Genomic DNA, 25780 nt, shown 5'->3' on the forward strand with positions numbered 1-25780 from the left:
AGATATGTCTTACAAAAAGGATAATAAATTAAAAAGCAATTTCACATCAATCACGATTAGCTTATCGTCTCCAGAAATTATTTTGGAACGTTCAAGCGGTGAGGTGTTGAAACCAGAAACCATTAACTACCGTACTTACAAACCTGAGCGTGATGGTTTGTTCTGTGAGCGTATTTTTGGTCCGGTAAAAGATTACGAATGTCATTGCGGTAAATACAAACGTATCCGTTATAAAGGTATTGTTTGCGATCGTTGTGGTGTTGAAGTAACTGAAAAGAAAGTACGTCGTGAGCGTATGGGCCACATTGCTTTAGTGGTTCCTGTTGCACACATCTGGTACTTCCGCTCTTTACCAAACAAAATCGGTTATTTATTAGGTTTACCTACTAAAAAATTAGATTTAATTATCTATTACGAGCGTTATGTAGTTATCCAGTCGGGCTTAATGGCCGAGGAAGGTATCAACTATATGGACTTCTTAACAGAGGAAGAATATTTAGATATCTTAGATAAATTACCTAAAGAAAACCAGTATTTAGACGATAAAGATCCTAATAAATTCATCGCCAAAATGGGTGCTGAAGCATTAGAAGATTTATTAAAACGTATTGATTTAGATACTTTATCTTACGACTTACGTCACCAGGCAGCTAACGAAACTTCTCAACAGCGTAAAAATGAGGCTTTAAAACGCCTTCAGGTTGTTGAAGCTTTCCGTGGTGCCAATACACGTATCGAGAATCGCCCTGAGTGGATGATTGTTAAAATCGTTCCGGTTATTCCACCAGAATTACGTCCGTTGGTTCCATTAGAAGGTGGTCGTTTCGCTACTTCCGATTTAAATGATTTATACCGTCGTGTAATTATCCGTAACAACCGTTTAAAACGTTTGATCGAGATTAAAGCACCAGAGGTAATTTTACGTAACGAAAAACGTATGTTGCAGGAAGCTGTAGATTCGTTGTTCGATAACTCACGTAAGGTTAACGCGGTAAAAACTGAAGGTAACCGTGCCTTAAAATCACTTTCAGATATTTTGAAAGGTAAACAAGGTCGTTTCCGTCAGAACTTATTAGGTAAACGTGTGGATTATTCAGCTCGTTCGGTAATTGTTGTAGGGCCTAGCCTTAAATTACACGAGTGCGGTATTCCTAAAGATATGGCTGCTGAGCTTTACAAACCGTTCATTATTCGTAAGATGATTGAGCGTGGTGTAGTAAAAACAGTTAAATCTGCTAAGAAAATCGTTGATAGAAAAGATCCATTAGTTTGGGATATTTTAGAAAATGTATTAAAAGGTCACCCGGTATTATTAAACCGTGCACCTACGCTACACAGATTAGGTATCCAGGCTTTCCAGCCAAAATTAATTGAAGGAAAAGCAATCCAGTTACACCCATTAGTTTGTACCGCATTCAACGCCGATTTTGATGGTGACCAGATGGCTGTTCACTTACCGTTAGGTAACGCAGCAATTTTGGAAGCCCAGGTATTAATGTTGGCTGCACACAACATCTTAAACCCTGCAAATGGTACGCCAATTACAGTACCTTCTCAGGATATGGTTTTGGGTCTTTATTACATTACTAAAGGCCGTAGAACAGATGAAACTAGAGTTGTAAAAGGACAGGATTCTGCTTTCTATTCTCCAGAAGAAGTTATTATTGCTTATAACGAGAAAGAATTAGACTTGCATGCATTTATCAAAGTAAGGGTAAATGTTAAACAAGCAGATGGTTCTATCGTTAATAAATTAACTGAAACTACGGTAGGTAGGGTATTGTTCAACCAAATGGTTCCTGAAGAGGTTGGTTATATCAATGAATTATTAACCAAAAAATCTTTAAGGGATATTATTGGTGAAGTAGTGAAAATGACTGGTATGGCCCGTGCTTCTCAATTCTTAGATGATATCAAAGAATTAGGTTTCAAAATGGCATTCCAAGGAGGTTTATCATTCAACCTACAAGACGTAAACATCCCGGTAGAAAAACATACTTTATTAGAACAGGCAGCAGCTGAGGTTGAAGAGGTAAGAAACAACTATAACATGGGTTTCATTACCAACAACGAGCGTTATAACCAGATTATCGATATCTGGACCCGTATCAACAACAGGTTAACTACTTTCGTTATGACTCAGTTATCATCAGATAACCAAGGTTTTAACTCAGTTTACATGATGCTTGATTCAGGTGCACGTGGATCTAAAGAGCAGATTCGTCAGCTTTGCGGAATGCGTGGTTTGATGGCGAAACCTCAAAAATCAGGTTCAGGTGGCGATATCATTGAAAACCCGATCTTATCAAACTTTAAAGAAGGTTTATCGGTATTAGAGTACTTTATCTCTACTCACGGTGCGCGTAAAGGTTTGGCGGATACGGCGTTAAAAACGGCGGATGCGGGTTACTTAACCCGTCGTTTACATGATGTGGCACAGGATATGATTGTTAACGATAACGATTGTGGTACCTTAAGAGGTATGTATACCACTGCGTTAAAAGATAACGAAGATATTGTTGAACCATTATACGATAGGATTTTAGGTCGTACTTCATTACATGATGTGTACAATCCATTGGATAACACTTTATTGGTAGGTGCGGGCGAAGATATTAACGAAGATGTAGCTAAATTGATCGAAGAATCTCCATTAGAAGGTATCGAGATCCGTTCAGTATTAACTTGCGAATCTAAACGTGGAGTTTGTGCATTATGTTATGGCCGTAACTTGGCATCTGGTAAACGTGTTCAAAGAGGTGAGGCAGTTGGTGTAATTGCAGCACAGTCAATCGGTGAGCCAGGTACACAGTTAACACTTCGTACTTTCCACGTGGGTGGTACTGCATCAAACATTGCTGCAGAATCTAACATCGTAGCTAAGTTTGATGGTGTTGTTGAGTTCGAAAATATCCGTACAGTAGATACACAAACCGAAGATGGAACAGTACAGGTTGTATTGGGCCGTTCAGGTGAGTTTAGAATTGTTGAGCCAGGAAGCGGTAGAGTTATCGTAACCAACAACATTCCGTATGGAGCTTTCTTATTCGTTAAAGAAGGTGATAAAGTAACTAAAGGCGATAAAATTTGTTCGTGGGATCCGTACAACGCGGTTATCCTTTCAGAGTTTGCTGGTAAAGCACAATTCGATGCCATTATTGATGGTGTAACTTACCGCGAAGAATCTGATGAGCAAACTGGTCACCGCGAAAAAGTGATTATCGATACCCGTGATAAAACGAAAAACCCTTCAGTTCAGATCGTTGACAAAAAAGGAGAGTTTATCAAAGGTTATAACATCCCGGTAGGTGCACACGTTTCAGTTGATGAAGGTGAAACGATCCAAACAGGTCAGATTATCGCTAAGATTCCTCGTGCAACTGGTAAAACCCGAGATATTACGGGTGGTTTACCTCGTGTAACGGAATTATTCGAAGCACGTAACCCATCTAACCCAGCTGTAGTAACTGAAATTGATGGTGTGGTAACTTTAGGTGGTGTTAAACGTGGTAACCGTGAAATCACAATCGAATCTAAAGATGGTGAAGTTAAAAAATACCTTGTTCCATTGTCGAAACACATCCTTGTACAGGATAACGACTTTGTGAAAGCAGGTATGCCATTATCTGATGGTTCAATTTCTCCTGCTGATATCCTTGCAATTAAAGGACCTGCTGCAGTTCAGGAATATTTAGTAAATGGTATTCAAGAGGTTTATCGTTTACAAGGTGTGAAAATTAATGATAAACATTTCGAGGTGATTGTTCACCAGATGATGCAGAAAGTTCACATCGAAGATCCGGGAGATACTATTTTCTTAGAAAACAATGCAGTAGATCGTTGGGACTTCTCAGAAGAAAACGATGCCATGTACGACAAGAAAGTTGTTGAAGATGCAGGCGATTCGACTGAATTCAAACCAGGTCAGATTGTTTCATTACGTAAATTAAGAGATGAAAATTCTCAATTAAAACGTAAAGATTTAAAACAGATCACGGTGAGAGATGCAAGACCGGCAACTGCGAGTTCTATCTTACAAGGTATTACACGTGCATCATTAGGTACTAAATCGTTCATTTCTGCGGCTTCGTTCCAGGAAACTACGAAAGTATTAAATGAGGCAGCAATTGCAGGTAAACGCGATAATATGTTAGGCTTGAAAGAAAACGTGATCGTAGGTCACTTAATCCCTTCAGGTACTGGTGTTCGTGGTTACGAAAGAATCATTGTTGGTTCTCAAGAAGAATACGATAAATTATTAGCTTCGAAACAAGAAGAAGTAGAAGCTTAATATTTTTGATATTTTATTTTAAAACTCCCTCAATATTGAGGGAGTTTTTTGTTTGGAACAGATTTGTAACTTTAATATCTAATATTATATTCAAAATTCCGCCATTAAGCAGCGGAATTTTTTATTTTTGAACTATTATGGAAGAACAACAAAACGATAATCAATTAAATATAGAGTTATCTGAAGAAATTGCTGAAGGAATTTTTTCTAACCTGGCTATTATTACCCATTCAAATACCGAATTTGTATTGGATTTTATCCGTGTAATGCCGGGTATACCAAAGGCAAAAGTTAAATCGAGGATTATTTTAACTCCTGAGCATGCAAAGCGGTTATTATCAGCATTAGAAGATAATATCCAAAAATTCGAAGCCGTAAACGGACGTATTAAAACTCAAGAAGAACCACCTTTTCCTATGGGCTTCGGCGGACCAACTGCCCAGGCGTAAGACAATCAAAATTCTTACGAACAAATACTTGTATACTATGTTAGCATAGTATATATTTGTGTATAACCATTTATAAATGAAAAAAATTTTATTGAGCGTATTACTTTCTGCCCCACTTTGGGTTTTGGGGCAGGGTTTCCAGGTTAATTTACAAGGACAGAAACAAATTGGTATGGCCGGTGCAGGTTCTGCATTGGCCTTAGATGAGGCTTCTGTATTTTACAATCCTGGTGCAGTAACTTTCTTAGAGAAAAACTCAGTTTCAGCAGGAGTAAACCCATTATTGTTTAAATCAGCTTTCAAACAAAGCGGTTCTAACATCACAGAAAATGTAAAGAACAAAATTGCCCCACCTTTCGAGTTTTATGCTGTTTGGGGGCCGAAATCAAATAAATGGAAGCTCGGTCTGGGGGTATATACTCCATTTGGTGGTTTGGTAGATTGGGGCGATAACTGGTCTGGTAAGTATACTTTAACCTCATTAAATTTAAAAGCAATCTATTTTCAGCCCACTTTAAGTATTAAAATTACCGATCGTATTGGTATCGGTGCTGGTTTTGTGTACAACCATGGGGATGTAAACCTTCAAAGGGCATTACCAGTAAATTATCCTGACGGGCGCTCTGGCCATGTTACCTTAGATGGTACGGGTAAAGGTTACGGATGGAATGCTGGTTTATATATTAAAACATTAAGCAATAGCTCTTTTGCCCTGGTGCATAAATCGAAAGTAATTACGAAACTGGATGGGGGTACGGCAGACTTTACAGTTCCACAATCATTAACAGGATCTTTTCCTCCTGGAAATACATTCAATGCCGAATTGCCTTTGCCTGCAACAACTAGTTTAGGTGTTGGTATTCCGTTATCAAAAAGTACCGTTTTAGCATTTGATGCGAGTTGGGTACAATGGCATATTTACCAGGATTTATCATTTGATTATGCGACCAATACGCCAGCCTTGGCTGATACTAAATCTGCCCGCAACTATCGTGATGGTTCATCATTTAAATTGGGTATCAATCATCAGGCATCAGAAAAATTAGCTTTAAGAGCTGGTGTAGGTTATGCTTTCTCGCCGGTTCAGGATGGCTATGTAACACCAGAGGCACCAGATGCTGACCGTTATATTTTAAGCGCCGGTTTAGGTTATACGCCTACCCGCCATTTCGAAGTAAATGCATCGTTCTTTTTTGAGGATGTTAAATCGCGTAAACAAAAGAATATTGAAACAGGCCTGGATGGTACCTTTAAAACGCTGGTTTATGCACCTGGTATTTCATTAACTTATAAATGGTAGGAGGAATTTAAATGAAAAGATATATATTAAATAGTTTCGTTGCTGCTATCATCCTTTTTGCAGCAGCTTGTAAACCCGAAATAGAAACCCCAGCTGGTACTACTGCCGGGCAGGCTAATTTTAGCAAGTACATCGCTGTAGGAAACTCATTAACTTCAGGCTTTGCTGATGGCGGTCTGTATTTAGAAGGACAAAAGGTAGCTTATCCAAATTTAATTGCTGCTAAAATGGCTACGGTGGGTGGTAGCACATTTACTTCTCCATTTTTTACTGATGAACATTCAAATGGTTCAGGTTATCTTGCCTTATCCGCACTGGTTAATGGTACGCCAACGTTAACACAGGTAACTGATAAATTAGCATATAGAGATGCAGCCAAACATCTAGATAAATATAGCGGTGAAATCCAAAATTTGGGTATCCCAGGTATGCGTGTCGATTTATCTTTTGATCCTACGCTTACTTTTAGCGCTGCTAATCCATATTTTGAACGTTTATTAACTGATGCACAAGTGGGTAAAACCAATTATTTTCAGTTTATACAAGGTAGAAACCATACTTTTTTCTCACTTTGGTTAGGAAATAATGATGTATTGGGTTATGCAACTAATGGTGCAGTTACCGTTACCGGCGACCCAACCACTGTGTTAACGGATAAAGTAACATTTTCATCATTGTATGCTAATTTGTTAAATGCTTTAACCGCTGGCGGTCAAAAAGGCATTGTAGCAACCATTCCAGATGTAACAGCTATTCCGTATTTTAATACTGTTAAGCCATCTTTGCTGCTTGCTGCAGCGAAGGCAGCTAATCCAGCTGCTCAGGCAGTATTCATTCAAACTGGTACAGGAGCAGTAAGAGCTGCAACTGATGAAGATTTAATCCGTTTGCCTTTCCAATCAGCTGGTTTGTTCGGTCAAGGTGCCATTCCTTATGGTTTACACCCCTTAAATCCAATCGAAAATAAATGGGTATTGGATAAGGATGAAGTAATTAAAGTAAAAGACTATGTAAATAGCTACAACAGCAGCATTAAATCTTTAGCTACCAGTAAAGGCTTGGCGATTGCAGATACCTATAGTTATTTTAACCAGGTTAAAACAGGTTTGAATATTCAGGGGGTAGGTATCAATGCTGCATTTATTAGCGGTGGTGCCTTTTCTTTAGACGGAATTCACTTAACCCCACGCGGAAATGCGGTAATTGCCAATGTATTTATCGACGCAATTAATGCTAAGTATGATTCTACCATACCTTCTGTTGATATTACACAATATAGAGGAGTAAAATTCCCTGATAAATAAATCATCTTTTAACGGATAAATAAAAAAAGAGCATTTATGCTCTTTTTTTATTTATCCGTTATTTTGTTTTCTATAAAGTTTATAATTTCTGCACTTTGATAGGGTTCGAACCAGGTTAATTCATCATCTCTTCTAAACCAGGTTAATTGGCGCTTAGCAAAACGGCGGGTATTTTGTTTAATTGAAGCAACAGCATCAACAAGAGATAATTTTCCGTCCAGGTAATCGAAAAGCTCACTATAACCTACCGTGTTTAAAGCATTGTATTTTTTAAATGGGATTAGCGATTTTACTTCATCAACTAAACCATCGGCAATCATTTGATCAACTCTTCTGTTAATTCGGTCATAAAGAACGGCTCTATCAGTATTTAACCCGATTTTGATAATATTAAACGGTCTTTCCTTTTTTGTAGCCGAAAGCATTGAAGAAAGTTTTCGACCTGTTGATAAGAATACCTCCAAACCCCTGATCATTCTTTGTGGATTTTGTTGATCTACCTTTACAAAATATTCTGGATCCAATGTGGCCAGCTGTTTTTGGATACTGGATAATCCTTCTTCTTCAAATTGTTTATTCAGCCTTTCACGTACCGCTAAATCAATATCCGGCATTTCATCCAAGCCATTTATTAAAGCGTTTACATATAATCCGGAGCCCCCCACCATAATAGCGAGATCGTGGTTTTGGAAAATTTCTTCAAGTATTTTTAAACCTTCTACTTCAAAATCGCCAGTGCTAAACAATTGTGAAACAACATGAGAGTTAATGAAGTGATGTTTAGCCGCCGCTAATTCAGTAGCATCTGGTTTAGCCGTTCCAATTTCCATTTCCTTAAAAAACTGACGTGAATCTGCAGAAATAATTTCTGTACCAAAATATTGAGCCAGTTGAATAGCCAGGGCTGTTTTGCCTATTGCAGTAGGGCCAACAATGGATATTAAGGTTTTTGGGTGAGGCATAAGATTTGTATAAAATAAAAGCTGCCAAATTTAAATATTTGGCAGCTTTTTGCATTTATTATTTTGATGCTAATTAATAGTCATCTTTATGGCCATCATCTTCGAAGTTATCGCTATCAGAAAATTCATCTCCGAATTCGTCTTCTTCACTTTCTTCATCTCCGTCTCTTTCTTCCTCGTTGATGCCCATTTCGCCCATGGCTTCTAATTCGTCAGTGTCTTCAGGTACAAAGTTCATTTCATTTAAGAAATCAAATTCGCTGGCAGTAGCAGCTGCACCTCTTGGATCAACGGATTGTGGACTGTTCTGCTCCATTATTTTTGGTGCCTCGCCAGTGCTTTTGGCTAAAAACGGGTACTCGATATTCGGATCGGCATCTAAAATTATTTTTACCAACTCTACATGGAAATCGTAAGGGCGATCGAAATTATAGATATAGTAAAACTTTTGATGCGGATCTTCAATAAAACCGCTCAATTTAGAATTCTCCATTAAAACTACACGGTCTTTTTTACGTTCGTTTGGCAAATAGGCAATTTCATCTCCCTTTAACCAATTGTCGGTGCTTACATAAAAAGAGGAAGATTTTTCGGCATTATAACCTGTAGATCTGTGAATAGCCTTATGCAGGTCTTCAAATGTTTGGTTTGATTTAATGTCGATCTCTCTCACAACATCATCAAAATCTTCGAAAGTAATTCTAAATTTATAAATAGCCATTATAGTGTTTTGGAGCCGTAAAAATAAAGTTAATTTATAATTACCACAAATATCAGGCGCCATAAAAGACATCCTAATTGTAGTGTTTTAGCAATTAAATTATTTATTAACAGGATTTAATCCCATTTGTTTTGCCTGATTGAGCATAAAATTAAATGCTTCCCGATAGTCGTTCGTAATCTCACCTTCCAGTATGGCCTCACGGATGGCATTTTTAATTATGCCAACTTCTCTTCCCGCTTCAAGACCAAAAGTTTCCATAATATCATTTCCTGAAATAGGAGGTTGCCAGTTTCTAATTTTATCGCGTTCTTCCACATCCTTAAGCTTTTGTTTAACCAGCTCAAAGTTGTTTCTATATTTTGTTTTTTTGTATTCGTTTTTCGTTGTTACATCGGCATTGCAGAGCAACATCAGGCTTTCAATTTCCTCTCCGGCATCAAAAAGTAATCGCCTTACAGCAGAATCTGTAACGGTTTCCTGTGCCAGAACAATCGGACGTAAATGAAGCTGCACCAATTTTTGCACATACTTCATCTTTTCGTTTAAAGGAAGTTTTAGCTGTGCAAATATTTTTGGAACCATTCTGGCACCTCTGTCTTCATGGCCGTGGAATGTCCAGCCGTGGCCTTCTTCAAAACGTTTGGTAGCAGGTTTGGCAATATCGTGTAAAATAGCAGCCCAGCGCAACCATAAATCATCCGTATCTGCACAAATATTATCCAATACTTCTAAAGTATGGTAGAAATTGTCTTTATGGCCTTTTCCTTTAATAATCTCTACGCCATAGAGCTGCGCCATTTGGGGAAAAATAATATGTAATAATCCGGTATCAAAAAGGTGTTTAAAACCTATTGAAGGTTTTTTAGAGAGAATAATTTTATTCATCTCATCTGTGATCCGTTCTTTTGAAACAATACTGATGCGCTGTTTTTGTGTTTTAATGGCATTTAGGGCAGCCAGATCGATATTGAAATTAAGCTGGGAGGCAAAGCGGATTGCCCTCATCATGCGCAAAGGATCGTCAGAAAAAGTAATTTCAGGATCAAGTGGTGTGCGGATGAGCTTATTTTCCAGGTCTTTAATCCCGTCAAACGGATCTAGCAGTTCACCAAAATGATCAGTATTTAAATTAATCGCCAAGGCATTGATGGTAAAATCTCTGCGCAGCTGGTCATCTTCCAAGCTGCCATCTTCAACAATGGGTTTACGCGAATCAGAACGATAAGATTCTTTCCGGGCACCCACAAACTCTACTTCTAAATCCTGAAATTTAATATTTGCTGTGCCGAAATTTTTAAAAACAGCAACTTTAGTGTTCAGTTTTCTGCCAACAGCTTCAGCATATGCTATTCCACTACCTACAACAACCACATCAATATCTTTTGAAGGTCGATCTAAAAATAAATCACGAACAAATCCTCCGATTACATACGCTTCAGTTTTATTCTTATCGGCGATTAATGATAAGGTTTTAAATATTGGGTTTTGCAGGTGAACTCCTAAATCCCCTGAAGGGGACTCGTTGTTCCCCTCGTTCAAATTAAATTGCATATGTAAGGGTAATTCATTTCCTCAAAATTAAGAAAAACATTTGGGGATAAAGACCGCTATGAATAAAAGCCCTTTAAGGGGTTGGGGGTGCTTACTTCCTAATAAACTCAAATTGTCCACCGGGAGAAAGTTTCATAATGGTTGATGGCTTTTTGCTGGTTCGATTTTCCTGCTCGAAATCTACTACGTAATCAACAGCATTGATAATTTCAGGATCGATGTCGTCAAAGAATTTTGGCGAAGGCTGTCCACTTAAATTTGCAGAGGTTGAAACAATAGGTTTTCTAAAACGTTGGATTAACGGTGTGCAAAAATCGTGTTTAACAATTCTGATGCCCACACTGCCATCGGCATTGATTACATTTTGAGCTAAGTTTTTTGCCCCGGAAAAGATAATGGTTAATGGATTTTCTGCATATTCAATTAAATCGTAAGCCACATCGGGGATTTCAGCTACGTAACTCTGCAGTTTGCTATCTACATCCAATAATACAATCAGGCTCTTTTCGGCAGGACGATTTTTTATTTTAAGTACTTTATCTACTGCTTCTGGATTTGTAGCATCGCAACCTATTCCCCAAATGGTGTCGGTAGGATACAAGATAACCCCGCCTGATTTTAAAACTTCTAAAGCCTTATTAATTTCATCTCTAAGCATGCAGCAAAGGTATTTATAAATAGGAAGTTAAATTATGTTAATGTTTATTTTTTTTAACGTTACAATATTTAGTTTTGCAGTCATTCTAGATTACAATCTTAGGCTGGTTCTATAGAAATCAAATGGATTTGTAAAATTTATATCAGTGCTAACCTTTTCATTATAAAATTGTTATATTTAATATAGGTTATTTACAAAAGCAACGCAAATGAAAACGACACAAAAATTATTAATGCTTTTTACAGTAGTATTGGCATTAGCAGGATGTACAACACTCCGTACCGCATCTGACTATGATAAAAATGTTGATTTAAGTGGTTATAAAACTTACAATTTTTACGATAAAGGCATAGCGAGGGTTAAACTTAATAATCTGGATAAGCGCAGATTAATAGCTGCTGTTGAATCTGAAATGAACGCTAAAGGATTTACAAAATCAGATCGCCCGGATTTATTAGTGAACCTGGTGGTGGTTGCCAGGGAAAAAACCGATGTATATGGTCCAGGTTATTATGGTGGCTGGGGTTGGGGCTGGCGTGGCGGCTGGGGAAATCCATTCTGGGGCGGTGGAACCTATGTAAACCAATATATCGAAGGCACAATTATTATCGATTTCTTAGACCCTGCTAAAAAGATTTTATTCTGGCACGGACAAGGATCTGGTTTTAATCTCGATAGTTTCAATAAAAGAGAACAACGTTTATATACAGGAGTAAAAGAAATACTGGCACAATATCCGCCAACAGTTACAGCAGCTAGATAAGTTGTAAATCTTAATTAAGATAACAAAAGGGTTGTTGAATTTTTAAATAAATTCCAGCCCTTTTTTTGTGTACAGGCTATTTCAACTTAAACCTGACATTCGCAGAAAGCCCGCAATCCGATCCTTCATCGGATGAGGACTTGTAGCATTGGCAGGACTAACGTTTAATAGTCTGCAGATTGATCCTGAAAATTACATATTCATTATCCTTTAAACCAAGGGCGTATAGATATACCAAAAGGATACCTTTTTAAAGAGATAGGTAGCAATCCATTAATTGTTGAGTAACAACAGGACTATTGAATTTTTGAACAAATTCCACCCCTTTTTCTTTCATCTCTTTTTGCAGCTGAGGGCTTTCTAGAATTTGATTAATGGCTTTTGTAAGTGCAGTGGCATCATTTGGCGAAACATATAAGCTATCTGGCCCGCCGGCTTCTTCTAAGCATGAACCTGTTGCTGCAACTACCGGAACGCCTGAATACAAAGCCTCAATAATAGGAATACCAAAACCCTCGTAAAAGGAAGGATAAACAAAAACACTTGCCATTTGATAAATGCCGGGTAGATCGGCAAAAGGAATGTTTTTTAGGAATATGATCCTGTTTTTAAGACCAAGCTTTTCTATTTCTTTCTCAACAGTTGTAAAATAAGCAGTTTGTTTACCAATCACTACCAATTTATATTCTTCGTTTACTTCTTTTAAAGCCTGAACCGCCAATTTTAGATTTTTACGTTCTTCAATGGTGCCAACATTCAGAATATATTTATCAGGCAGTTTATAGGTTGTCCTAATCCTACTTAACGTTTCTTTCGCGAAAGGTGTTTTAAAACTATCATCGCAGCTCTGGTAAATTACCTCAATCTTTTCAGGGTTAATTCCGTATAGATCGATAATGTCTTCTTTTGTTTTTTCGCTGATGGCGATAATCTTATTGGCTCGTTTACAAGCAGATTTACTTTTCCATTCGTATAATTTCCGGTCGATAAATTTATAATACCGAGGAAAGCGAAGAAAAATTAAATCATGAATGGTAACGATCGATTTAATCCTTGTATGCTGTATGGCCAATGGAATTTCATGACTGAGCCCATGAAAAATCTGACAGTCATCCTGACTTAAATCTTTTAAGATGTTTAAGGTCCTCCATAAAAACGGTCCGTTTTTAGGAAGCTTCAGTTCAATGTTTTCATTTTCAAAAAAAGCATCAATCTGTCTGGAGGATTTTACTTTTGGGGAATACACCAAGTATTGGTGTTGAGGAAACTGATGCGCCAAATGCTCAATTAAAGAACGGCTATAATTACCCAGTCCTGTTAAATTATTGGCGGCACGCTTGCCATCGTATCCTATACGCATACTTCCCCCCAGCCCCCTAAAGGGGGAGTAGTATGTGTAAATATTTTATTCGAGCTAAGCATTTTTGGTCTGCTAAAAGCCCCTTTAGGGGTTTGGGGTTATACCGCTACATTATTTTCTCTCAACGCATCGTTAAGCGAAGTCTTCTTATCTGTACTTTCTTTACGTTTACCAATAATTAAAGCACAAGGAACCTGAAATTCGCCAGCAGGGAATTTTTTAGTATAGCTGCCTGGTATTACAACCGAACGTGCAGGAACAATTCCTTTATATTCTACCGGAGTAGGGCCGGTTACATCAATAATTTTAGTTGATGCTGTTAACACTACGTTAGCACCTAAAACAGCTTCTCTTTCTACTTTAACACCTTCAACAACAATTGCTCTAGAACCTAAGAATGCATCATCTTCGATAATAACCGGAGCAGCTTGTACAGGCTCTAAAACACCACCAATACCTACACCACCACTTAAGTGAACACGTTTACCAATTTGTGCACAAGAACCAACAGTAGCCCAAGTATCAACCATGGTACCTTCATCAACATAAGCGCCAATGTTTACGTACGAGGGCATCATGATTACACCTTTTGCTAAAAACGCACCATAACGTGCACTTGCCATAGGCACAACACGTACACCAGTTGTTTTATAGTCGGTTTTTAAATCCATTTTATCATGGTAAACAAAAGGTCCGCTTTTAATTTCTTTCATCTCGCGAATCGGGAAATATAAAATTACAGCTTTCTTTACCCATTCATTAATGCCCCAAGAGTTTAAAACTGGTTCAGCAACACGGATTTCACCCTTATCAAGCCCCATAATAACGGCTTCAATGGCTTCGCAATAGTTGCTGTATTTTAAAAGGGTTCTATCCTCCCAAGCGGCTTCAATTAATTTCTTTAAATCTGAATACATGATGTTTTTAAATTTTACGCAAAATAAATCAATTTTTGTTTATTAAATGGTTAATTGTTTAAATTGTTTTGCAGTTGGATTAACTGGTTAATCGTTTAAACCGGTTAACTGTTTGAAGTGGCATATGCAATTAACCGATTAACCAATTTAAACAGTTAACCAAAATATGTATTTTTGAACCTTTATGACAGAGACTGAAAAACTTAGGATAGATAAGTATTTGTGGGCAATCAGGTTATTTAAAACCCGAAGCCTGGCTACCGATGCCTGTAAAGCAGGTAGGGTGAAACTCAAGGGGCAGAATATTAAACCTTCAGCAATTGTGAAAGTTGGCGATGTTTACCAGGTATCAAAAGGAATTGAAAAGAAAATTATAGAAGTTGTGGCGCTCTCTTACAATAGAACAGATTCGCCAACAGCCTTAACAAAATATAAAGACTTAACGCCAGTTGAAGAAACACACGCTTTTAAATCGATGTTTCATGCGCCTAGTTTAAAACGCGATAGGGGAACAGGCCGACCTACGAAGAAAGATCGCCGTGAAACGGATGATCTGATTGGTGGAATGTTTGAAGAAGAGGATTAGTTAGTTTTCAGTTTCTAGTTTACGGTTTTCAGTTTCCTGCGAACTGTTAATTGCGTACTGCAAATTGAAATACCTCATCCGGTAGCTCATCATGGCTGTTTTACCCAGTTTTTCGATCAGTTTATAATTGGCAACTGCACCAATTGCTGCGCCTACAAAAGGAAGCATCTGCGCAAGTTTAGCTAAATCAATATAATCGCGGTACTGCTGTTGGAAGGTAAGCCAGTCAAATTCATCAATATTAGTAGGTAATTGATGTGCTTTATCATCCCAATCCTGCATTTTTATGAAAACATTCTGACTTTCTTCTTTACTTGAAAAGGCCAGTTGAAAGATGTGTAAAATAAATAAACGTTCGCGGTAATCCTTAACATCATATCCGTAAACTGCGGCTATATCAAAAAGCATTTTCATTTTTATGCCCAGTAACAACGGAAAATCTGCCAGGCTCATTAAAAAACCACCTGCGCCTGTAATTCCACCTTCAGCAGCGCCTGTTTTTTTATAATTTTCTATCTTTTGCTTAATTAATGCTTCGCGGTGCATTAAAGTTAAATTGGTAATGGGTTTTGATGTGGTGAATGTTGAACCAAAAAGAACTGCCTTAACCATTTGTTTAATCGCAGTAGTAATGGCATTGTGAACTTTGTCTGGAATATAGCTGTTTATTTTTTTCTGCACTTTATCCGTCACCTTACTCAAAAGCGAAGGTTTCTGCAAGATTTTAAACTTCCAGAAACCCAATTCACTCTTTATTTTTTGGTCGTATGTCATGTTTGATTACTACAATAACTATTCCTTAAAATTTAACAGAAAATAACTTTGAAGAATAAGGAATAAACTATATATTTAGTTTACCTAATAAGAACTTAATCCTTTCATTATGAAAACCTTAAAATTGTTGTGCTTGCTCATATTTGCTGCTGGAGTAGTGAATGCACAAGGAGTGAAATTTTCTGCTAATAAGCCTGCGGCAGGAAGTACAGTTAAATTTACTTACGAACCCAAGGGAACTAATCTCGAAAATCTGGCAGATGTAAAATGTACCGCTTATACCTTTTTCTCAAAATCCAACCCTAAAAATACCAAGATAGAACTGGTTAAGGAAGGTTCAGTTTATAAAGGAGAAATCTCTAGTCCGGATAGTGTTACGGTGGTTGGACTTGCTTTTTCGGTTGGCGATCAAAAAGATGAAGCGCCTGCCGGTTATGTTTTAGCATTCACTAAAGCCGGGAAAGTGCCAGCTGAAGCTTATCTTAACGAAGCTTTCTTGTATGGATTGGCAGGGAATTACTATTTAGGGCTTACCATCGACCCTGAAAAGGCCGCTTCGCTATATAAACAAGCATTTGCTTTAAAACCTGAATTGAAAAAGAAAAACTTACAACAATATTTGTCTGTTGAATACAAAGCAGATAAAGACAATGGAACCAAGCTGATCAATGAAAATATTTCTGCGCTATCAACATTAAAAGAACCAAAAGAAGAAGATTTGAGCACTGAAATAAGTCTTTACTCTCTATTAAAGAAAAAAACTCAGGCAGATTCTGTTAAAGCCATCATAATTAAAAAATATCCTACAGGAAATTACGCCTGGAATGATGGGATGAATTCACTTTATAGCACAAAAGATTTCGCTGTACAAACGCAAAAGGCCGATGAAATGATTGCCAAGTTTAAACTTGATCCAGATAAAAAAGTAGATGTAAGTAGATTGAATTCAATTTATAGCATGCTGGCTAACAGCGCTGTAAAAGCTAAGGATCTGGGGAAATTTCAGGATTACGCTAAAAAGGTCACCGATAAAATGACCAGGGCAAGTTTGTATAACAATAGTTTTGCCTGGCCTTCTGCTGAGAAAAAAGAGAATATCGAACTTGCTGCTCAGCTTTCAAAACAGTCGCTCGAATTGATAGAAGCATCAAGAAATGATGAGATACCAAAATATTACAGCACTAAAGAAGAATACCTCAAATATTTAGACGGTGCTTATGGTATGTATGCTGACACTTATGGACTGTTGTTATATCATCAAGGAAAATTTAAAGAAGCTTTGGCTATGCAAGAGAAGGCCATTTCTTTATATGCAACAGTTCCGCCCGATGTATCATCTCGTTATGTAACTTATTTAATTAAGGATGGTCAAGATGATAAAGCTTATAACGAGGCCGAAAAATTGATTAAAGAGGGTAAAGGCAATGATTCCTTAAAAAACGAATTTAAAATGCTTTATACCAAACTAAAGAAAGATGGAACTTATGAAACGTACTTGGCCAATTTAGAAAAAGCAGCATTAGAAAAAGAGCGGGCAGAATGGATAAAAAAAATGATTAATATTCCAGCTCCTTCGTTTTCGTTAACCAACCTTAAAGGCGAAACTGTAAGTCTGGTCAGTTTGAAAGGAAAGATCGTAATTTTAGATTATTGGGCAACCTGGTGTGGACCTTGCGTGTCTTCTTTCCCAGGGATGCAAAAAGCCCTAAACAAATACGCTAGTAATCCAAATATAGTATTCCTATTTGTAAATACCTGGCAAACAGAAGAAAACAGAGAAAAATTGGTGACTGATTTTATTACTGCAAAGAAATACAATTTTAATGTGCTTTACGATACCAAAAACGTAAAAGACCCTTCCAAATTTGATGTGGTAAGCGCCTACAAAGTTGATGGAATTCCAACCAAATTTGTGATAGATGGGGATGGTAATATCAGGTTTAAAGCAGTAGGTTTCTCTGGCTCTGATGATGGGGTGGTGAAAGAAATAGATTCGATGATCGGCTTGCTGGCTGGAAAAGAATCGAGCAAATAAACAATGATTTTCAAATAGAAAAGGTGCTGATTATTAATCGGCACCTTTTCTATCTATTAGTATTCTATCCTCATTGGCGATGTTTCCCATAGTTTAAAGGCTGCTAAGGCTTCATCGCGCATCAGCTGGATAACTGGCAAGCTTCTGTTTTCCATGGGCTTGTCTAACTCTTCATAGATGAACTTATCACTAAAACCAATATGTTCTGCATCAGCCTTGGTATTAGCATAATAAATCGTATCAATTCTTGCCCAATAAATTGCACCTAAACACATAGGGCAAGGCTCACAGCTGGTGTAAATTACACAGCCACTTAAATCGAAAGTATTTAATTCGGTACAGGCCAGTCTAATGGCCGAAACTTCTGCATGCGCGGTTGGGTCGTTGGTAGAAGTTACTTTATTTGCTGATTTGGCAATCAACTTCCCATCTTTTACCACTACAGCCCCAAAAGGTCCGCCAATGTTCTCGCTCACATTTTGCACAGATAACTCAATTGCCATCTTCATATACTCTTTATGTTGACTTTTATTTTCCATCATTATCTAACGTTAACTTAATTTATAAGTGCTTCCAGGTTTTTAATTAAATTTAATACCTTTTATCAGTTCGTTTATTAAATTTTCAGCATTCTTTTTATCCTCATTTACACCATTTGGGTATTCCATTTCAATAGTAACAAGTTTTTTATTTGTTTTATTGCTTACTTCAATCTTATAAAAAGCTTTCGGTTTTATACTATAATTTAAAATTAAGCAATCTTTGTTATCGATATGTTTTATCTCTAATTTATCATACTTGGGCATTTTTTCCTTTATATAATCATTGGGCCATTCACTTTTTCCTGCGAAAAACCTCACAATTACATTGTCTTTTTTATAAGCAAAATCAACTACCAATAACTTATAAGGTTCTGGTAAAACGCTGCCATTGAGTATCTTGTTTATTAATTCTTTATTCTCTTTATCGTCAAATGCATTTAGTCCTTTGGGTAGGACGATCGCAATTTTATGATTTAGCTTTATTTGTTTTTGTGCTAAAAGCGTTAGGGGTAAAATAAGTGCTATTATTGTTAATCTAATTTTCATAATGCAGTTAATGATTCAATATTTTTATCGTTCTGCTCCTTTACATAAAATCACGATCAAAAAAAATGCCCCGATTTATACGGGGCATCTATATTGTAACAGCTATTTGCTTATTTTTTGCTGTATTCTGCGTTTAAGCCTTTAATTACTTCTGATGTTACATCTAAGCTTTCATCAGCAAATAAAATAGCACTATTACCTTTTGAGTAAGTTAAAACCATTTTATAACCTTTTTCTTTAGCGTAACCTTTTAAATATTCAGCTACTTTATCGTAAAGTTTTTCATTCTCAGCAGCTTGCTCATTCTGTAAAGCTCCACCAGCATTTTGTTGGTAAGTTTGTAGTTCTTGTTGTTTACGTGCTAAACGCTCTTCTGTGCTTTTACGTTGATCGGCCGATAAAGTTTGTGCCGATTGCTGGTATTGTGCAACTTCTCTTTGAAAAGCCTGACCTTTAGCCTGCATATCTGCCTGAGCATTTTTGGTCTTACCTTCAAATTTCACTTTAAGATCTTTGAAGTATTCATATTTTGTAAGTAACGAGTCGGAGTTTACATACACAATTTTCTCAGTTGGAGAAACCGCTGCAGTAGTACCCTCTGTTTTTTTAGTTTCAGTAGTTTTAGTGTCTTTGTTCTGGCATGCAGAGAAAGCAGTTATCAAAGTTGCTGTTGCAAGTAAACCAAAGGTTTTAAAGGTTCTTCTTTCCATTCTTGTTTAATAAATTTTAGCAAACTTATATAAATTAGTTTTGATATGCAATTTAAAGAAAAGCCTATCGCAATACAAGTTGCTGTAAAACAGATTTTGCCTTAGGCGGCAGTATGCTAAACGTTTAATGTAATCAGCGCTAAACCACTAACGTTAACTGCTCAATCTGGTAGCAGTGATTTTGAAAAGCTAAGTCGGTATTTTAAACATTTGTTCGTCCCGCTGTCCGCTTTATTGCATGCCCGCTGCCATCGGGTTTAGATGGCAGCGTTGGTGTTACTATTTAGGGTTGCAGGGTGGCCATGGCAAATTTCAGAACATAACTCAACCACAGATATAAAAACCGTGTTAATCAGTTGTTAAAAACCTTAACTTCATGAAATTGCTAGCGGGATGGTTTGGAAATTAAATAATCTTCTCTAGGCCCATCAATACGGCCCGTTGGTTGCCAATTGCATAATTGGCGTTTTCGTTCCATAGGAACGTTTGGTAAGTGACCAAAAAGATAGGGTTTTTATATCTCTGTTTGTAGTGCTTTGTTTGCTTTTCAAAAGCCTGTTTAAGCAGCCTTAACTAGGTTTATGCCTAATGTTTTAGTACAGAGCGTTTATCGTTTTTTAATGCCCTAAAACTTATCCACATATTGGGTTAAATGCCAAAATTTCCGTATTTTTGATACTTATTGTTTTTAATTAAAATATGAGCGAAGAACAGGATTTAAAGTCAAATTATTCGGCAGATAATATACAGGTTTTAGAAGGTTTGGAAGCGGTGCGTAAGCGCCCTTCAATGTATATAGGTGATACTGGTGTAAAAGGTTTGCACCACTTGGTTTACGAGGTTGTAGATAACTCCATTGATGAGGCTTTAGCCGGTCATGCAGATACAATCGATGTTAGAATTTTAGAAGGTAACTCCATCAGGGTTGAAGATAATGGTCGTGGTATTCCGACCGGTATTAATACAAAAGAAAATAAATCGGCGCTTGAAATCGTAATGACGGTTTTACACGCGGGTGGTAAATTCGATAAAGATACCTACAAAGTATCAGGAGGTTTGCACGGTGTGGGGGTAAGTTGCGTTAACGCCCTGTCTACACATTTAAAAGCCGAGGTTCACCGTGAGGGTAAAATCTGGATGCAGGAATATAACATCGGTAAACCTTTATACGATGTTAAAGAAGTGGGCGAAACCGATAAACGCGGTACCATTGTAACTTTTAGTCCTGATGCAACCATTTTCACCCAAACTACTGAGTATAAATATGATACTTTGGCTGGCCGTTTGCGTGAGCTGTCTTTCTTGAATAAAGGGATTAAATTAACGCTAACCGATGAGCGTGAAAAACTTGATGATGGCACTTTCTTTTCAGAAACTTTCCATTCAGAAGGTGGTTTAAAAGAGTTTGTTGCCTTTTTGGATGATACCCGTACTTCAATTTTAGCAGAGCCGATTTATATCGAGGGGATCAAAAACGGTATTCCGGTTGAGCTAGCTTTCCAGTATAATGACAGTTATGCGGAAAATGTTCACTCTTATGTAAATAACATTAATACCCACGAGGGGGGTACACATATAGCTGGTTTCCGTAGGGGATTAACCCGTACTTTAAAAAATTATGCCGATAAGGAAGGTTTATTAAAGAACGTAAAAATGGAAATCACCGGTGATGACTTCAGAGAAGGTTTAACTGCGGTTGTTTCGGTAAAAGTGCAAGAGCCACAATTTGAAGGACAAACCAAAACCAAACTTGGAAACAGTGAGGTTATGGGTTCTGTTGATGTTGCGGTTGGAGAGGCTTTGGGTAATTACCTTGAAGAAAACCCTAAAGAAGCCAAAATGATTATCAATAAGGTAATCTTAGCGGCAACTGCACGTGCTGCGGCGCGTAAAGCACGCGAAATGGTGCAGCGTAAAAGCGTGATGGGTGGTTCGGGTTTACCAGGTAAATTAGCCGATTGCTCAGATAGTGACCCAGAAAGATGTGAGATTTTCCTGGTTGAGGGTGATTCTGCGGGTGGTACCGCTAAACAGGGCCGCGATCGTAACATCCAGGCAATTTTACCACTAAAAGGTAAAATTTTGAACGTTGAGAAAGCGATGGAGCATAAGATCTATGAAAACGATGAGATCAAAAATATGTTTACCGCAATCGGAGTTAGTATTGGTACGCCAGAAGACAATAAAGCGTTAAATTTAACTAAACTCCGTTACCATAAAATTGTAATCATGACGGATGCCGATATCGACGGGTCGCACATTACCACGTTGATTTTAACATTCTTCTACCGTTATATGAGGGCTTTGATCGAAGCTGGATATGTTTACATTGCATCTCCACCACTTTATCAGGTTAAAAAAGGTAAAGAATTCGAATACTGCTGGAATGATGTACAACGCGATGCGGCTGTACAACGATTAAAAGGTGCAGGTAAAGAAGATAGCGTACACATCCAACGTTACAAAGGTTTGGGTGAGATGAACGCTGAGCAACTTTGGGATACTACATTGAATCCTGCTACACGTACCTTAATGCAGGCTACAATCGAAAGTGCAGCAGAATGTGATCATACTTTCTCGATGTTAATGGGCGATGAAGTTGCTCCACGCAGAGAATTTATTGAGCGTAACGCAAAATATGCAAAAATTGATGCTTAAGTTGAGCCGAAAGCTTAAAAATTAAAGCTAAAAGCGAAATAGGTAAACCCTCTTTAAGTTAAAATCTTGAAGAGGGTTTTTTGTTTTTAGGTTATTAACTTTAAATTTTATATACATAGTTTTCTTATGTATATTGTTTTTTATATATTTGGAGTATGGCAGTTAATAATGAATTATTTAAAGGTACTTTGCAGACCATCATTTTAAATCTTTTATCAGAAAATGAGAAGATGTATGGTTATGAGATTACTCAAAAAGTAAAATCTATTACCCAGGGCGAGCTAATGTTAAAGGAGGGGGCATTATATCCTGCCTTACATAAATTAGAAGCCGAAGGTTTATTGGAAACAACAACAGAAGTGGTAGAAAACAGGGTGAGGAAATATTATTCCTTATCAAAAGATGGAGAGAAAGAAGTCGTAAATAAATTGCAGGAAGCGAAAGATTTTATTGCCCAGCTACAGTTATTATTAAACTTAAAACCTGCAATTTAATGAGACTAACAGCCCAACAGCACCAGGAAATTAAGGGTTATATTTTTGATGCACCAAAATACATAGAAACCTATAATGAGGTTTATGATCATGTTGTAAATGCCCTCGAAGATAAAGATGAGGCTTACAGTACCGAATTGGTTGCTAAAATTATCAATGATGATTTTGGAAGTTTTAATGAGATTAAACAGCAGGAAGAACTTTACCAAAAACAGATCAATAAAAAACAGGCAAAACTTTTTCTAAACGAACTTATAAATTCGTTTAAATGGCCCGGCTTACTAAGTAGTATCGCGAATCTAATACTTTGCGTTTTTATTTATTGGGGTGGTACACGCTTAACCTTTAATACTAAACCAATAATGGGAGCGATTTTTATTTGTTTTATTCTTGTAACCCTTTTTATGTATACCAAAATATGGATCAGTAAAAGAAAAAATAAGAAATATTCGATTTTCGATAATGCTTTAGGTAGCTTATCTAGCTTTGGTTTGTTTGTTAGTGTTTTTACTTTCTATTGGTTCGTTAGCAAGGATAGTTTAATTTCCTTAGGCGAGCACAATAAAGTTATCATACTCCTCATATTATATTTTTTCTGTAGTCTTTATGTAAGGTCATTTAGGAAATTTTATAACCAAAAAATTAAAATACTTATTGCATACAGATGAATTTAACAAAAGAACAACTTGACTACATCAGGTCTTTTATTCTGCAAAAAGGCTATAATTACATTGATGTTCAATTGGAGATTTTAGATCACGTAGCATCATCGGTTGAAGAAAAAATGGAAGAAAATCCATTGCTTGGTATTGATGCTGCAATAAATGATACGCAAGAAGCTTTTGGACCTGATGGTTTTGCTGTTATTCAAAAATCTGTGGTTAATGGATTGAAGAAAAAATACAGTAAATTTTTCTGGCAAAACTTTCTGGACTATTTTGGTTATAAATACATCCTGTTGGTTTTATTTCTAGGTTTTGTTGTTTACAAACTTCAGGAGATAGTAAGCAATGATGATTTTTATATGATATACATCGTTGGGATGTTTGGTGTTATTGGGCTTTTGCTCCTCTATAATATCAAAGATTCTATTTATAAAAAATACATGTCATATAAATCATCTGTTTCCTTTTTAATGTTTTTAGGTCCATTTTTAGCTATTACGAATATAGCTATTGATAAAAGCGTTACAATAGTAAAAATTTTCTCATTAAACAGAAGTTTTCTTATTGTATCAGTACTGATAACTTTATTTGTAATTTATTTTATTGCTGCACTTAAAACGGCCAAGGTTGGAATGAGAGCGAGTAAGCATATAATGGATAAGTACAAACTTGTGTTGTAAGAATTAAGAATGGTGATGTGCCACTAGGCTTTAGCGTGCACATTAAGATAGTTTTGTACCTATCAATGACGATCATTTTATAAAAAAACAAAGCCATTCAAAAAAAATGAATGGCTTTTGTGTTATACACTATTGCAAATGGCCACTCTTTATCCAAAGAGAAAGCCACCGCCCTTAACTAACCATCTCACAAGGAGATTTATTTTTAGGCTTTGGAGGTTATTACAGGATGTAATATGATCCTACCGGAGCCAATTCTGTCTGAGGTTTGTCCTCATATATTTTATTATCGTCTAACATCTGGCAAAGATCGCGTTCAATAGTTCGGCAAATTGTGGTAGTTGGAGTATCTGTAGGTTTGTTTTCGAAGGGATCCTGAAGATGAACAGCCATTTTTTCTACCAATAAAAAGAATGCGGCAATAGCAACCACTAAAGGGACCTCCATGTAACCAAAGTATTCAATTAAACCAAAAGGCAGTAACACAATGAACAAATGGATAGACATGTTAATATATTTGCTATAAGTAACCGGAAAAACGGTGTTTTTAATTCTTTCCGATCCCCCCATGTGGTTACATAAACCTGTTATTGTTTTGTCTATTTCTATCTGCTGGTATTTATTGATCCAACCTTCCTGTAGTGCCCTTTTTAAATCCATGGCATGTAATTCCAATATAGTGGCGGTTACATTTTTGCGTTTCTTGATGAAGGCCACTTCTTCTGCAGAAAGGTATTCTTCCAAACCTTTTCTTGGATTAAAACCACGCAATGATTGACTTAAGGCATAACACCAGGCAATCTGCCTTTTAACAAACCTGGCCTTAAATTCCTCAATTTCGTCTAAACCATAAGGATTCTCAACGAATGATAATATCTGGCGGGAGAGGGTTCTCGAATCGTTAACTATGGCACCCCAAAGAATTCTGGCTTCCCACCATCTATCGTAGGCCTGGTTAGACCGAAATGCCAATAGAAGCGAAATGATTGTTCCTAGTAAAGCTGGTACAGCAACAGGAATGGAAATGCGTGTAACATGAAAGTTTTCATACAGTACCACAATGCCTATGGAGTAACCAATCACAAACAGGAGTTCTTTTTTGATCTTTCCGAATATATAAGTGAGCGGAATATTATTTCGTAACAGCATGATATAAAGTTTAAAATGTGATAATTAAGCGTTAGTTTCTTGTAACTGTGTTTCGTGTATTTTGGTGTCAATTAAATTTTCGCTGGTATGAAGGGTCAAAGTGTTTAATTGAATTACTTCACAACCTGCACGTTCTGTCAATATCTTAGGGTCGATGCTATATTTATTGATTGGCGTAAAATTGTACTCTTTTAAGTAGGCAATGCGTTCTATATCAAAAGCTTCGATAAAATTTTTGAAAGCCGCTACTGTACTTCCATAAAAATATTCGATCCCAATAGTGTTGATCTGTGTAGGGTACTTTGCCTTGGCTTGATTTATTTGCTGATAAAATTCATCGCTAACATTTTCGTAATCGCGGCTGCGGCGACTCAACATTAACATATCGGTTATCGAATCTGATAATTTAAAGGCATGTACAAAAATGATGTTTAAGCTTTCATTTTTTTGATGTTGAACAAGCGCATCAATAATTTTAATGCTTTCTAATTTAAAATCGGTTGGTACTAATACTGTTTTCATCGCTATATCTTGTTTAAATGAATTGAAAAATTATTTATACAAGTTTAGCGCGATGTTATTACAGCAAAATAAGAGCAAGATTAGAATAAGATTAGAACGTACTCTTTTTTGGAGTGACCGATTTACTGGTTCATTCGTTA

Annotated in this window: 23 protein-coding genes; 11 read left to right on the top strand and 12 right to left on the bottom strand. The window is 36.9% G+C overall.

All coding sequences use genetic code 11. From position 1 onward, the window contains the following. Positions 1 to 4: 4 nt before the first annotated feature. The 4 genes from rpoC (at position 5) to FHT21_RS02970 (ending at position 7344) form a co-directional block, all read left to right on the top strand. On the top strand, positions 5 to 4291 hold the full coding sequence (gene rpoC / locus FHT21_RS02955; RefSeq protein ID WP_167293279.1) for a DNA-directed RNA polymerase subunit beta': 4287 nt from the start codon (positions 5 to 7) through the stop codon (positions 4289 to 4291). A gap of 137 nt (positions 4292 to 4428) precedes the next feature. Further along, positions 4429 to 4740 (top strand): DUF3467 domain-containing protein, encoded by a 312-nt coding sequence (locus FHT21_RS02960; RefSeq protein WP_167293280.1) that lies wholly within the window; start codon positions 4429 to 4431, stop codon positions 4738 to 4740. A gap of 76 nt (positions 4741 to 4816) precedes the next feature. Beyond that, positions 4817 to 6040, top strand: a complete 1224-nt coding sequence (locus FHT21_RS02965) for an outer membrane protein transport protein (protein WP_167293281.1) — start codon at positions 4817 to 4819, stop codon at positions 6038 to 6040. A gap of 11 nt (positions 6041 to 6051) precedes the next feature. Further along, positions 6052 to 7344: an SGNH/GDSL hydrolase family protein gene (locus FHT21_RS02970; protein ID WP_167293282.1), complete on the top strand. Its 1293-nt coding sequence runs from the start codon at positions 6052 to 6054 to the stop codon at positions 7342 to 7344. Between the two features lie 47 nt (positions 7345 to 7391). Here the strand turns inward: FHT21_RS02970 and miaA are convergent, their stop codons facing one another. From miaA to FHT21_RS02990, 4 genes are all read right to left on the bottom strand, one after another. Then, entirely contained in the window at positions 7392 to 8306 is a 915-nt protein-coding gene (miaA, locus tag FHT21_RS02975) for a tRNA (adenosine(37)-N6)-dimethylallyltransferase MiaA (RefSeq protein WP_167293283.1), read from the bottom strand. Positions 8307 to 8379: 73 nt separating this feature from the next. Next, on the bottom strand, positions 8380 to 9027 hold the full coding sequence (locus FHT21_RS02980) for a plasmid pRiA4b ORF-3 family protein (protein WP_167293284.1): 648 nt from the start codon (positions 9025 to 9027) through the stop codon (positions 8380 to 8382). 99 nt (positions 9028 to 9126) lie between these two features. After that, positions 9127 to 10581 carry an HD domain-containing protein gene (locus FHT21_RS02985; RefSeq protein WP_167293285.1) on the bottom strand — a complete coding sequence of 485 codons (1455 nt, stop codon included), beginning with the start codon at positions 10579 to 10581 and terminating at the stop codon, positions 9127 to 9129. Between the two features lie 91 nt (positions 10582 to 10672). Next, entirely contained in the window at positions 10673 to 11239 is a 567-nt protein-coding gene (locus FHT21_RS02990; protein WP_167293286.1) for an L-threonylcarbamoyladenylate synthase, read from the bottom strand. Positions 11240 to 11447: 208 nt separating this feature from the next. On the opposite strand from FHT21_RS02990, the gene FHT21_RS02995 reads away from it, so the two are divergent. After that, the gene (locus tag FHT21_RS02995; RefSeq protein WP_167293287.1) at positions 11448 to 12002 is read left to right on the top strand and encodes a DUF4136 domain-containing protein; all 555 of its coding nucleotides are present in this window, start codon (positions 11448 to 11450) and stop codon (positions 12000 to 12002) included. Positions 12003 to 12252: 250 nt separating this feature from the next. On the opposite strand, the gene FHT21_RS03000 is transcribed toward FHT21_RS02995, so the two are convergent. Both FHT21_RS03000 and FHT21_RS03005 read right to left on the bottom strand, forming a co-directional pair. Then, on the bottom strand, positions 12253 to 13362 hold the full coding sequence (locus FHT21_RS03000) for a glycosyltransferase family 1 protein (protein ID WP_167293288.1): 1110 nt from the start codon (positions 13360 to 13362) through the stop codon (positions 12253 to 12255). A 98-nt stretch (positions 13363 to 13460) separates the two neighbouring features. Then, complete coding sequence (locus FHT21_RS03005; protein ID WP_184469604.1) at positions 13461 to 14279, bottom strand: 2,3,4,5-tetrahydropyridine-2,6-dicarboxylate N-succinyltransferase; 819 nt, start codon at positions 14277 to 14279, stop codon at positions 13461 to 13463. 184 nt (positions 14280 to 14463) lie between these two features. On the opposite strand from FHT21_RS03005, the gene FHT21_RS03010 reads away from it, so the two are divergent. Next, entirely contained in the window at positions 14464 to 14865 is a 402-nt protein-coding gene (locus FHT21_RS03010) for an RNA-binding S4 domain-containing protein (RefSeq protein ID WP_167293289.1), read from the top strand. Here FHT21_RS03010 and FHT21_RS03015 read toward each other — a convergent pair whose 3' ends face one another. Next, on the bottom strand, positions 14866 to 15639 hold the full coding sequence (locus tag FHT21_RS03015) for an EcsC family protein (RefSeq protein WP_167293290.1): 774 nt from the start codon (positions 15637 to 15639) through the stop codon (positions 14866 to 14868). Between the two features lie 109 nt (positions 15640 to 15748). Between FHT21_RS03015 and FHT21_RS03020 the strand changes: the two genes are divergently transcribed. After that, the gene (locus tag FHT21_RS03020; protein WP_167293291.1) at positions 15749 to 17674 is read left to right on the top strand and encodes a redoxin domain-containing protein; all 1926 of its coding nucleotides are present in this window, start codon (positions 15749 to 15751) and stop codon (positions 17672 to 17674) included. A 56-nt stretch (positions 17675 to 17730) separates the two neighbouring features. On the opposite strand, the gene FHT21_RS03025 is transcribed toward FHT21_RS03020, so the two are convergent. The 3 genes from FHT21_RS03025 to FHT21_RS03035 all read right to left on the bottom strand — a co-directional run bounded on the left by FHT21_RS03025 (position 17731) and on the right by FHT21_RS03035 (position 19472). After that, positions 17731 to 18213, bottom strand: coding sequence for a nucleoside deaminase (locus tag FHT21_RS03025; protein WP_167295455.1), 483 nt, complete (start codon positions 18211 to 18213; stop codon positions 17731 to 17733). 42 nt (positions 18214 to 18255) lie between these two features. After that, on the bottom strand, positions 18256 to 18762 hold the full coding sequence (locus tag FHT21_RS03030) for a hypothetical protein (protein WP_167293292.1): 507 nt from the start codon (positions 18760 to 18762) through the stop codon (positions 18256 to 18258). Between the two features lie 110 nt (positions 18763 to 18872). Then, on the bottom strand, positions 18873 to 19472 hold the full coding sequence (locus FHT21_RS03035; RefSeq protein WP_167293293.1) for an OmpH family outer membrane protein: 600 nt from the start codon (positions 19470 to 19472) through the stop codon (positions 18873 to 18875). Positions 19473 to 20171: 699 nt separating this feature from the next. Here FHT21_RS03035 and gyrB point away from each other — a divergent pair. The 4 genes from gyrB to FHT21_RS03055 all read left to right on the top strand — a co-directional run bounded on the left by gyrB (position 20172) and on the right by FHT21_RS03055 (position 23969). Beyond that, on the top strand, positions 20172 to 22130 hold the full coding sequence (gene gyrB, locus FHT21_RS03040; RefSeq protein ID WP_167293294.1) for a DNA topoisomerase (ATP-hydrolyzing) subunit B: 1959 nt from the start codon (positions 20172 to 20174) through the stop codon (positions 22128 to 22130). Between the two features lie 155 nt (positions 22131 to 22285). Further along, complete coding sequence (locus tag FHT21_RS03045) at positions 22286 to 22624, top strand: PadR family transcriptional regulator (protein WP_167293295.1); 339 nt, start codon at positions 22286 to 22288, stop codon at positions 22622 to 22624. Continuing rightward, positions 22624 to 23292, top strand: a complete 669-nt coding sequence (locus tag FHT21_RS03050; protein ID WP_167293296.1) for a hypothetical protein — start codon at positions 22624 to 22626, stop codon at positions 23290 to 23292. The genes FHT21_RS03045 and FHT21_RS03050 overlap by 1 nt, the downstream gene beginning before the upstream one ends. Next, positions 23289 to 23969 (top strand): hypothetical protein, encoded by a 681-nt coding sequence (locus tag FHT21_RS03055; RefSeq protein WP_167293297.1) that lies wholly within the window; start codon positions 23289 to 23291, stop codon positions 23967 to 23969. The genes FHT21_RS03050 and FHT21_RS03055 overlap by 4 nt, the downstream gene beginning before the upstream one ends. Positions 23970 to 24191: 222 nt before the next feature. On the opposite strand, the gene FHT21_RS03060 is transcribed toward FHT21_RS03055, so the two are convergent. Then, positions 24192 to 25118: a bestrophin family ion channel gene (locus tag FHT21_RS03060; protein WP_167293298.1), complete on the bottom strand. Its 927-nt coding sequence runs from the start codon at positions 25116 to 25118 to the stop codon at positions 24192 to 24194. Between the two features lie 24 nt (positions 25119 to 25142). Further along, positions 25143 to 25640, bottom strand: a complete 498-nt coding sequence (locus tag FHT21_RS03065; RefSeq protein ID WP_167293299.1) for a hypothetical protein — start codon at positions 25638 to 25640, stop codon at positions 25143 to 25145. Positions 25641 to 25780: the final 140 nt, after the last annotated feature.

Origin of the sequence: Pedobacter sp. SG908 (genome assembly GCF_011759615.1) — a bacterium.
GTDB classification, from domain to species: domain Bacteria; phylum Bacteroidota; class Bacteroidia; order Sphingobacteriales; family Sphingobacteriaceae; genus Pedobacter; species Pedobacter riviphilus.

Bases quoted from the DNA above. Each gene is read 5' to 3' on its own strand.
- FHT21_RS03025 (WP_167295455.1), bottom strand. From the start codon at position 18,213: ATGGAAAATAAAAGTCAACATAAAGAGTATATGAAGATGGCAATTGAG.
- FHT21_RS02980 (WP_167293284.1), bottom strand. From the start codon at position 9,027: ATGGCTATTTATAAATTTAGAATTACTTTCGAAGATTTTGATGATGTT.
- FHT21_RS03045 (WP_167293295.1), top strand. From the start codon at position 22,286: ATGGCAGTTAATAATGAATTATTTAAAGGTACTTTGCAGACCATCATT.
- gyrB (WP_167293294.1), top strand. From the start codon at position 20,172: ATGAGCGAAGAACAGGATTTAAAGTCAAATTATTCGGCAGATAATATA.
- FHT21_RS03015 (WP_167293290.1), bottom strand. From the start codon at position 15,639: ATGACATACGACCAAAAAATAAAGAGTGAATTGGGTTTCTGGAAGTTT.
- FHT21_RS03035 (WP_167293293.1), bottom strand. From the start codon at position 19,472: ATGGAAAGAAGAACCTTTAAAACCTTTGGTTTACTTGCAACAGCAACT.
- FHT21_RS03055 (WP_167293297.1), top strand. From the start codon at position 23,289: ATGAATTTAACAAAAGAACAACTTGACTACATCAGGTCTTTTATTCTG.
- FHT21_RS03010 (WP_167293289.1), top strand. From the start codon at position 14,464: ATGACAGAGACTGAAAAACTTAGGATAGATAAGTATTTGTGGGCAATC.
- FHT21_RS03020 (WP_167293291.1), top strand. From the start codon at position 15,749: ATGAAAACCTTAAAATTGTTGTGCTTGCTCATATTTGCTGCTGGAGTA.
- FHT21_RS03005 (WP_184469604.1), bottom strand. From the start codon at position 14,279: ATGTATTCAGATTTAAAGAAATTAATTGAAGCCGCTTGGGAGGATAGA.
- FHT21_RS02985 (WP_167293285.1), bottom strand. From the start codon at position 10,581: ATGCAATTTAATTTGAACGAGGGGAACAACGAGTCCCCTTCAGGGGAT.
- FHT21_RS03065 (WP_167293299.1), bottom strand. From the start codon at position 25,640: ATGAAAACAGTATTAGTACCAACCGATTTTAAATTAGAAAGCATTAAA.
- FHT21_RS02965 (WP_167293281.1), top strand. From the start codon at position 4,817: ATGAAAAAAATTTTATTGAGCGTATTACTTTCTGCCCCACTTTGGGTT.
- FHT21_RS02995 (WP_167293287.1), top strand. From the start codon at position 11,448: ATGAAAACGACACAAAAATTATTAATGCTTTTTACAGTAGTATTGGCA.
- FHT21_RS03050 (WP_167293296.1), top strand. From the start codon at position 22,624: ATGAGACTAACAGCCCAACAGCACCAGGAAATTAAGGGTTATATTTTT.
- FHT21_RS03000 (WP_167293288.1), bottom strand. From the start codon at position 13,362: ATGCGTATAGGATACGATGGCAAGCGTGCCGCCAATAATTTAACAGGA.
- FHT21_RS03060 (WP_167293298.1), bottom strand. From the start codon at position 25,118: ATGCTGTTACGAAATAATATTCCGCTCACTTATATATTCGGAAAGATC.
- FHT21_RS03030 (WP_167293292.1), bottom strand. From the start codon at position 18,762: ATGAAAATTAGATTAACAATAATAGCACTTATTTTACCCCTAACGCTT.
- rpoC (WP_167293279.1), top strand. From the start codon at position 5: ATGTCTTACAAAAAGGATAATAAATTAAAAAGCAATTTCACATCAATC.
- FHT21_RS02970 (WP_167293282.1), top strand. From the start codon at position 6,052: ATGAAAAGATATATATTAAATAGTTTCGTTGCTGCTATCATCCTTTTT.
- miaA (WP_167293283.1), bottom strand. From the start codon at position 8,306: ATGCCTCACCCAAAAACCTTAATATCCATTGTTGGCCCTACTGCAATA.
- FHT21_RS02960 (WP_167293280.1), top strand. From the start codon at position 4,429: ATGGAAGAACAACAAAACGATAATCAATTAAATATAGAGTTATCTGAA.
- FHT21_RS02990 (WP_167293286.1), bottom strand. From the start codon at position 11,239: ATGCTTAGAGATGAAATTAATAAGGCTTTAGAAGTTTTAAAATCAGGC.